Genomic DNA, 9,554 nt, shown 5'->3' with positions numbered 1-9,554 from the left:
TATACCACAGGATCGAGATTACAATTACCCATTTTTACTCGCTGAATATCTGCAAAAAGATTATCGAAAATTAACAAACTTCAACCTTATAAACCAAATCGAGGATTTCAACCTTGGTTGGCACATCTCAACTTTAATCGGTAGAGACTTTTCTAAAAACCATCAATCTCCGGACCTTATTTTCAGTCTGTCTGCGACAAAAGGATTTCAAGTATTCAATAGTGGATATCTTTTTATAGATACTAAATACGAAGGTGAAAGTTATTCAGACAGTATAGGGAACGACAGATACTTATTAAGTTTTTCGACTGAATATTTTCAAAAAATAAATGATAGCTGGGGAGCTTACTTCAAGAATATTAACATATTTAGCAAAAATCAATTTCTAGACCGTCCTGTCGAGCTTGGTGACGATTCAGGTGTTAGGGGATATCCACTACAATATCAGCATGGTGAAAGAACCGCTCAATTTACCGCTGAAGTACGATACTACCCACATATTAATATTTACAAACTTTTTGAGTTAGGAGGCGCAGCATTCTTTGATGCTGGAAAAGCATTTGGTGACACTCAGATTCCTAATATTAATAAATCCCTACTCACATCTGTTGGCTTAGGAGCTAGATTTTATTCTACCCACTCAAGTGACGCTCAAGTAATTCATGTTGATTTAGTGAAGCCGATATCTACCGACGTCAACGTAAATGGCGTTGAGATACGCATTACCACAAAACATTCCTTCTAGAGAATCGCTATAATGCTCACATTAAAATCCCTACCAAAGATAAATCTGTCAGTAAATACCATTATATTTTTAACATCTGCATATATCGCGTTGTTTTTTAACATTCCATTTTACACAAAAGTTTTGACCGCCGTAACTTCAAACGATATATACAGTATATATTTTCTTATATCGGTTCCTATAGTTTTGTTTTGTATGACCATTATATTAAATTCTGTTTTTTCAACTAAATATCTATTAAAGCCATTTTTAATATTTACAATACTACTTTCTTCCATTTTATTTTACGCTACATTTCATTACGGAATTATATTTGATTATGGCATGGTACAAAATACTGTAGAGACGGACTCTGCTGAAGCATTTTCTTATTTTAATTTGTATTCCTTAATATTTTTTTTAGTACTTGGCTTATTTCCTTCAATATTGATATACAAAATAAAGGTGGTAAGAAAAACACTCGTGTCTGAGTTACTTTCTCGTGCTCGTCTCATCACCAGTTGCTTAGTAATACTGAGTATATTAATTAGCTTTTTTTACGTTAATTTTGCCTCCGTAGGTAGAAATAATAGAGAACTTACTTCTTACCTTACTCCATTTAAGCTTTATGAAGCATCATTTAAGTATATGAAACGCTCACTAAACAATACTTCTCGTGAGTTTCGTTTGCTCGACATAAAGCCAACGTTCAAATTAGTAAATAGCAACCAAAAAGTTACAGTGATGGTATTAGGAGAAACGGCTCGAGCAAAAAATTTCGCTTTAAATGGCTATGAATCACCCACCAACGAACACACCAAGGGCACGAATATAATATCGTTTTCGAATGTTGCTTCTTGTGGCACCGCCACCGCAGTTTCCGTACCTTGCATGTTTTCACGATTGGATAAAGAAAATTACGATAAGCATGTTGCCGACTCCCAGCAAAATGTACTCGATATTATTAATCTTTCAGGCGTTGAAGTGGTGTGGATAGATAATAATAATGGTGGTTGCAAAGGCGTATGTAAACGAGTGGAATCCGTGTCAATAGATGTTGACGAATCGGATCCCCTTTGTGATGGCGAGTATTGCTTCGACCAAAAATTACTTGAGCCTCTAGACAACAAACTTAGAAATTTACACGCTGAAAATACGCTTATCGTACTCCATATGATTGGTTCTCATGGGCCAACCTACTTTAAACGTTATCCAAAACAACACCGTAAATTTATTCCTGACTGTCAACGTAGCGACATACAAAATTGTTCTAGCGCAGAACTTATAAACACTTATGACAATACAATTTTATATACAGATTTTATTTTAAAACAAATAATCGACCGATTAGAAGCACTATCCAGTAATAATGATATTGATTCGTCAATGTTATTTGTATCTGATCATGGTGAGTCCTTAGGTGAAAATGGCTTTTTCCTACATGGCTTACCATATGTATTTGCCCCGAAGGAACAAACTCATATCCCTATGCTTTATTGGCAAGCCCCTAACAATAATCAATTCGATATAACCTGCATTCAACATAAAGCCGAATCAGCGTTATCGCATGACAATTTTTTTGATACCTTGTTAGGAGTCACTGCGGTGAAAACAACAGCTTATATTCCACAAAAAGATGTTTTTAATACGTGTAAAACGAATCCTTTAGAACAACATGGAAACACCTCATATGCTGAATGATAGTCAAACTAATACCCTTTTCGACGCTAATGCAAAACCCCGAGGATTTAAGCGTATTTACTTAGCATCAAAAAATTCGCTTAGAGCATTAATTTGGCTATTCATAAACGAGTCTGCGTTTAGACAAGAATGCCTTGCCTTAGTAATCGCGATCCCTATTACTTTTTTATTAAACGTCTCTCTAATAGAGCAAACAATTTTAATCAGCGTCATACTCTTCGTTATATTATGCGAGATATTAAATACTGCTATAGAAGTCATTGTTGACAGAATAGGGCTGGAGATGAACACATTGTCTGGATTGGCAAAAGATCTTGGGTCAGCTGCGGTTACGGTAAGTATTTTACTTGCCCTTATAACCTGGGCGGTAATATGTATCTGAGTGATGAATTATTATGTAAAAAAAACGTGTTTTTAATTTTAATATTAGAGTTAACAGATGAAGCATATATTTGAATTTAGTCATTCTACGTTGCGTTCTAAAATCTGCATATTTTCCATATTTATACCTGCATATTTTACGTTAACAGGTTGCGCTACTTATATTGAACAACCTTTACCGGAAAGACACATACCAGTAAATTTAGCGACGTTGGTCGACCAAGCCAATCACTCCCCGGCTTTCATGCCACACTTTATCAGCCTAGAAGACGGTCTATCCTTAGATGATATTGCGAGTTTGGCCCTTTTCAATAGTCCTATTTTAAAAGTCAATTATGAACAATATCGAGTTGCACAAGCTTCCGCTTATAATTTAACGCTTCTACCCGATCCTCAGATAAGCGCATCTATGGACAACCCTCTCGGTAATTCATTAGGTGCAGTTAATGCTTGGTCAACCGGTATTGGATATGACTTGAATGCTCTCATTACCCACCAAAGTTTAGTTGATGTTGGTGATCGCCAAAGCAAACAAGCAAAATTAGTGTTGCTGTGGCAAGCATGGCAAGTCTCACTTCAAGCAAAAATATTATCTGTTGATTTATATTACACTCAGAAAAAACTGGCTCTAACGGCGGATATGATTGCGACATATGAGCGGCGTTACCAACAATCAAAAGCCGGTATGATAGAGGGCAATGTAACATTGGAAACGAATGCTACTGATTTATCCGTTTTGTTGGATGCTTACAGCCAATCGAGTCTTTTACAGCAAGAGTCCAATCAATATGCACACCAACTTCAACAACTGTTAGGAATAGACACAACATCACGTTTTCCCCTCATTGATTTCGATGTTCCACTTGAAATGAGTGCCGACGAAATAACATCATATCTATTGGATATTGATAAAGTCCGCCCAGATTTACTGGCTCTACAGGCAGGTTATGCTGCGCAAGAGGCAAATCTTCGTGCAGCTATTCTCGCTCAATTTCCAGCATTTAATTTAGGAATATCAACAAGCAAAGACACTGGTGATCTAAGAACAAACGGATTTAATATTGGCATTACTTTGCCATTATTTAATGGTAATAAAGGTAACATTTTAATTGCTCAAACTTCTCGTAAGCAATTAGCAGAAGAGTATCGGACTCGCTTACAGCAAGCCTATACAAACGTTAGTGAACTAATCCAATTAAATTCAATTCTCAGTGTTCAGCAAGCTCGATTTTCTGAAAATCTATCCACAATGGAAAACCTACTTTCAAATGCCGAAAAAGCCTATTCTCAGGGTGATTTAGCCCCCCTTCCTTTTATAACCGCAGAATCGACTTGGTTCGCGAAGAGATTAGAGGTATTCGATTTAAAACGCAGTAAATGGCGGACACAGCTTAGCTTATCGTTGCTGTTAATGCGGTCAAATGAAGCTGCTAAAGAGCAAGCCACAAAAATTAACTTTATTTACCAGCATTAAATTTTATTCTCATACTTAAGGCGAATTCAGTGACTTCAACAATACCGACTATTATCCTGTTTTTTTTAATCAGCAACCTATCCGCAATGGGGGCAGAACAACCTTCAGCAGCAGTCATGACGACCAACATTACCTCCGTTGATATGAATGAGCACGTTATAGCATATGGAATATTGCAACCTCGGCCGGATAAAGTACTAACGCTATCCTTATCATCCTCCGGAACTGTCGGTCAGGTATGGATACAAGCAGGGCAACGCGTCAAAAAGGGCGAACAGTTAGCTGAAATTATTCTCTCACCAGAAGCCAAGATGCAATACCTTCAAGCAACCAATGCAGTGGAATATGCTTTACAGCAATTAAAACGCAGTAAAAGAATGTTTGAGGAGAAGCTAGCGACTAAAGCAGACGTTGAGAATGCGACTAAAAACTTAAACGACAACCAAAGTACACTAAATGCGTTATTAGAAAGAAATAGTGATCAACCTCAAGAGATATTATTTTCACCAATTGACGGGATTGTTACCCAACTAAATTTGGTCCAAGGTCAACGAGTCCAACCCAATGACAATGCAATGTTAATAGCCTCTGAAAATCACATAGTGGCACGTGTTGGCATTGAACCCGAGGATATCAATCGAATTGAGCCGAATACAAGCGTAACAATCACGCCTGTTTTTGATGACAGTGTTCACGTTAACAGCAATATAACGGTGATCAACGCCATGGTAAATCCAAGTACGCGCTTAATTGATGCCTTGATTGATATTCCTATTTCCCACGCAAAAAATTTAGTGTTAGGCACGTCAATCGTTGCCAATTTTAACTTGGCAATTTATAAGTCTCTTGCGGTGCCTAATACTGCAATCTTAAATGATGCCAATGGCTACTTCATTTTTACGTTAAAAGATAAAATAGCCCATAAAATTTATATAAAAAAAGGGAGTGAGCAAAGCAATTTAATTGCAATATCAGGGGATATAAACGCAGGTGAAAAAGTTGTTATTCTCGGAAATTATATTCTTGAGGACGGTATGCTCACTAGGGACGCGAAATAATGGATTTGGCTCACTGGGCGGCGAAACATAGACGATCTATTTTGTTCCTTGTACTGCTACTGGCGTTGTCAGGTTTATTAGCAGCTAGCAAATTACCCGTAGCACTCTTTCCACATGTCGACTTTCCACGCGTTGTTGTGTCAGTGGAAGCTGGTGACCGACCTGCTGATCAAATGGCAATTATGGTAACCCGCAAAATTGAACAAACCGTTCGTTCTGTGCCTGGTGTGGTTAATTTGCGCTCCACAACGAGCCGAGGCAGCGCTGAAATTTCGATTAACTTTGCTTGGGGCGATGACATGGTATCAGCGATGTTATTAGTAGATTCCGCCCTGAATCAAATTCTTCCGGAACTCCCGCTGGGGACAAAATTCAGTGTCAGGCGAATGGATCCAACCGTGTTCCCTGTGACAGCCTACAGTTTAACATCTTCTACCGAATCACTTGTTGCGTTGCGAGATATTGGGGAATTTCAACTCATCCCATTACTGTCATCAATAAACGGTGTTGCTAAAGTCGTTGTAGTCGGAGGTGAAAAGACTGAATACCGAATTTTAATTTCTCCAGAGAAGCTCGCTGCGCTCACCTTAACGTTTGCAGATGTCGCACAGGTAATTACCGCCAGTAATACATTGCAAGCTGTGGGACGATTGGAAGAGCATTATAAGTTGTTTCTAATGCTCTCAGATACACGTATTCAGTCATTACAAACCTTAAAAGACACAGTTATAAGAAGTGGTGACGATGGTCTTGTTCGTCTTAGCGATGTGGCCGAAATTGATGTAACAACATCACCGCAATGGACAAATGTTACTGCTGATGGGAAAAATGCTGTTTTATTCCAAATATATCAACAACCTGCCGGTAATTCAGTCCAGATCGTCGATGATATTAAAGGTAAAATTGCCAACTTTCGTGACAAGTTACCCAAAGATATTACTTTGTCTAATTGGTACGATCAGAGCGAACTTATAACCGAAGCGGGTAAAAGTGTTCGAGATGCAATTGCAATCGGAATTGTATTGGCAGCTTTAGTATTATTGGTGTTTTTACGCAGTGTGAAAATCACTTTAATTGCCATTGTTATCGTCCCTGCTGTACTGGCTACTACCGTTCTGCTATTAACACTACTCAAGATGAGTTTTAATATTATGACGCTTGGTGGTATGGCCGCCGCTGTAGGTTTGATCGTCGATGATGCCATTGTCATGATTGAACACGTCGTCAGACGCTTACGTGAGAACAAAGGCAATACAGCGTTAACTGTACGTAAAGCTGCAATTGAATTTACTAAGCCATTAACTGGCTCTTCCGCTGCAACCGTTATCATTTTTGCACCACTAGCGTTTCTTTCTGGAGTAACGGGAGCATTCTTTAAAGCCCTTTCTATGACAATGGCAAGTAGCTTAGTTATTTCATTTTTGCTTGCTTGGCTCGCCGTGCCCCTAATTGCTGAGCACCTACTCACTCTAAAGGACGCAGAGAAAGAGGATAATGGGAAAATATTTAAGGCTATATTAAGCCTTTATAAAAAAATAATGAATAGGATGTTTTTAAAGCCTTGGCTAGTATTAGTTGGGGTATTGCCCATTATATTCGTCGGGTATTATTCATATCATCAAGTTGGTTCAGGTTTCATGCCCCAGATGGATGAAGGAGGTTTTATACTCGACTATGTCGCTCCTGCAAGTACATCGCTCGCCGAAACCGACAGGTTACTGCAACAAATTGAACAAATAATTCAACAGAATCCAAATGTGGATACTTATTCCCGCAGAACCGGCTTGCAGTTAGGAGGCGGATTAACTGAAGCAAACGAAGGCGATTTTTTTATTAGGTTAACAGGTTTTCCACGGCCTAATATTCAAGTCATTATGGATGACCTTCGTACCGATATTGAACTCAATGTTCCTGGGGTTGAAGTGGAAATGGCATTGTTAATGGAGGATTTAATCGGAGATTTAACCGCTGTACCTCAGCCCATAGAAATAAAATTGTATGGCGATGATCAGCAGGCTCTACTTAATACCGCACCAGAAATTGCGAGACTTATCAGCAATATAACCGGCGTTGTTGATATTAAAGATGGACTTGTTCCATCTGGAGATGCCATCAATATAACAGTAGATAGAGATAAAGCCGCCTTAGAAGGTGTTGACCCGCAGTATATTACACAACAACTCAATACTTGGTTCTCTGGTGATATAACGACTCAGGTACAACAAGGATTAAAACTGATTGATGTCCGTTTATGGATACCCGCCAAAAATAGAAGAAATATTGATTCAATCGAGAACATTTGGATACAAGCAAGCGATGGTCATCAATTTCCGTTAAAACGAATTGCGAAGGTCACATTAGCCACAGGTCAGGTGCAAATTAGTCGAGACAATCTGAAACGTATGGTTCCCGTTACTGCGAGGATTACGGGCAGAGACCTCGGTTCGACCATCGCTGAAATTAAATCCCAAATAACGCAATCAGGACTACTGACTAATGATCAATACTATGAACTCGGCGGATTATATAAGCAGCAACAAATTGCGTTCAAAGGACTTATACAAGTTTTCATTTCTGCCCTTGCTTTGGTTTTCTTACTGCTGCTTTTTTTATATGAAGATTTTGCTATTGCGATCGCGATTATTGTATCCCCTCTTTTAGCCATGCCCGCTGTATTTGTTGGTTTATGGCTTACAGGGATAGAACTTAACATTACTGCCATAATGGGTATGACCATGATATTAGGTATAGTAACGGAGGTTTCGATCTTCTACTTTTCTGAATATCAAGCGCTTTGCCAGCAAGGGCTGAAGCAACAAAATGCCTTATTAGACGCTGGATTGAATCGTTTACGGCCAATAACGATGACAACAGTTGCTGCTATTTTAGCATTACTTCCATTGGCGTTAGCTCTTGGGCAAGGTTCCGCTATGCAGCAGCCTCTCGCAATCGCTATCATAGCAGGATTACTGGTTCAGATACCCATCGTAACAATTGTGACGCCATTAATTTATCGCGCATTATCAACCGTATTGAAGAGACACTAGCGCTTCCAAACAACAAATTACTAACTATATTTCTGTATTTCACCGTGCTTACAATTTAATATGAAACATATTGAATTGTAAGCAAAAGTGTTCCATGTCACTTTCTGAATTAACGACTTATCAATGTTCGTCGTCTTCAACGAATAGACTTTTGGGTGTATACGTTTGGGCGATTACCGCTATCACTATTCTTCTTTCAGTATCATCAAGAGTTAATGCAAACCCCCAAAACAAATTAACTCAATTTTTTGTGGTAGAGCCGAGAACCCTAGAGGTTAACGAAAACGTACTTTCTTTTGAATATTCCACTGATAAAGACGCGATTAATTTCAAGATCAAAATAATCAAACCTGAAGAGTATGTGTACCGCGCTCAAGAAAATGACAATGTATTCGAAAATGAGCATATTCGTATATATATTATCCCAAACTCAAACTCTCGAAACGCCTATGTATTTGGTATCAACCATCAGAATGTATATTTTGATGGTATTTATAACGATAGCGCGGGCCTTACACTTGATTGGGATGGTCAATGGGATTACCAAGTTCAAACAAGTGAAAATCATTGGGAAGTGACGGGAAAAATACCCTGGCGAAACTTTCCGTTCAAATCACACAGTAGTCTTCAGAGAGTCCAATTTCTCGTCAGTAAACACGGTAATAATGCTCAGAAAATAATTTCTAGTGCTCCATCATATACAAATTACACCAGTTTTTTTGACAACTTAAAAAGCATCGATGTCAAAATACCAAAAATATCCAATGTGGAGATATTCCCATATTATTCTTTGAATCACTCACTATTAATCGACAAGACGCAACATAATTTTGGTGGGGATATCTTTTGGCAACGCAGTCAAAATGAGTATATCGATATAACGATTCATCCCGATTTTGGTCAAGTTGAATCAAACGAATTGGTAGTCAACTTCTCTGCAATAGAACAGTTTTTCAATGAGCAAAGACCTTTTTTCACTCGAAATCAAACACTGTTTGATGTCAGTGGTTCCGAAAGCTTATTTTTAGTTCACACCCCTAGAATAGGCGGAGCGTCGGTGTATGAAGATGTCGAATCTCGTGACATTATTGCAGCGACCAGATATAGCATATCTGGCAACGATGCCTCTTATTCCATATTACTCGCATCTGAAGAAAATAATGACATTT

General features: G+C 38.5%; 6 protein-coding genes and 1 pseudogene. All 7 read left to right on the top strand.

What is annotated here, in order from left to right:
- Positions 1 to 745, top strand: a pseudogene (locus tag GPLA_RS23615) (hypothetical protein); the annotation flags it as partial.
- A 12-nt stretch (positions 746 to 757) separates the two neighbouring features.
- Positions 758 to 2,425 carry a phosphoethanolamine transferase gene (locus GPLA_RS15130; protein WP_007105818.1) on the top strand — a complete coding sequence of 556 codons (1,668 nt, stop codon included), beginning with the start codon at positions 758 to 760 and terminating at the stop codon, positions 2,423 to 2,425.
- The gene (locus tag GPLA_RS15125; protein WP_007105817.1) at positions 2,415 to 2,807 is read left to right on the top strand and encodes a diacylglycerol kinase; all 393 of its coding nucleotides are present in this window, start codon (positions 2,415 to 2,417) and stop codon (positions 2,805 to 2,807) included. The genes GPLA_RS15130 and GPLA_RS15125 overlap by 11 nt, the downstream gene beginning before the upstream one ends.
- A 57-nt stretch (positions 2,808 to 2,864) precedes the next feature.
- Positions 2,865 to 4,280, top strand: a complete 1,416-nt coding sequence (locus tag GPLA_RS15120) for a TolC family protein (RefSeq protein WP_040514994.1) — start codon at positions 2,865 to 2,867, stop codon at positions 4,278 to 4,280.
- A gap of 29 nt (positions 4,281 to 4,309) precedes the next feature.
- Positions 4,310 to 5,338, top strand: coding sequence for an efflux RND transporter periplasmic adaptor subunit (locus tag GPLA_RS15115; protein WP_226993127.1), 1,029 nt, complete (start codon positions 4,310 to 4,312; stop codon positions 5,336 to 5,338).
- On the top strand, positions 5,338 to 8,385 hold the full coding sequence (locus tag GPLA_RS15110) for an efflux RND transporter permease subunit (protein ID WP_007105813.1): 3,048 nt from the start codon (positions 5,338 to 5,340) through the stop codon (positions 8,383 to 8,385). Before GPLA_RS15115 ends, GPLA_RS15110 begins: the two co-directional genes overlap by 1 nt.
- 94 nt (positions 8,386 to 8,479) lie before the next feature.
- On the top strand, positions 8,480 to 9,554 hold a 1,075-nt coding region (locus tag GPLA_RS15105), incomplete at its 3' end, for a DUF5916 domain-containing protein (RefSeq protein WP_226993126.1).

Source organism: Paraglaciecola polaris LMG 21857 (assembly GCF_000315055.1).
Lineage (GTDB): Bacteria > Pseudomonadota > Gammaproteobacteria > Enterobacterales > Alteromonadaceae > Paraglaciecola > Paraglaciecola polaris.
The sequence above is the reverse complement of the archived record's forward strand: the minus strand, read 5'-3'. Positions and strand labels throughout refer to the sequence as shown.

Excerpts from the sequence above, each read along its gene's own strand:
- GPLA_RS15110 (WP_007105813.1), top strand. The coding sequence starts at position 5,338 with ATGGATTTGGCTCACTGGGCGGCGAAACATAGACGATCTATTTTGTTC.
- GPLA_RS15125 (WP_007105817.1), top strand. The coding sequence starts at position 2,415 with ATGCTGAATGATAGTCAAACTAATACCCTTTTCGACGCTAATGCAAAA.
- GPLA_RS15130 (WP_007105818.1), top strand. The coding sequence starts at position 758 with ATGCTCACATTAAAATCCCTACCAAAGATAAATCTGTCAGTAAATACC.
- GPLA_RS15120 (WP_040514994.1), top strand. The coding sequence starts at position 2,865 with ATGAAGCATATATTTGAATTTAGTCATTCTACGTTGCGTTCTAAAATC.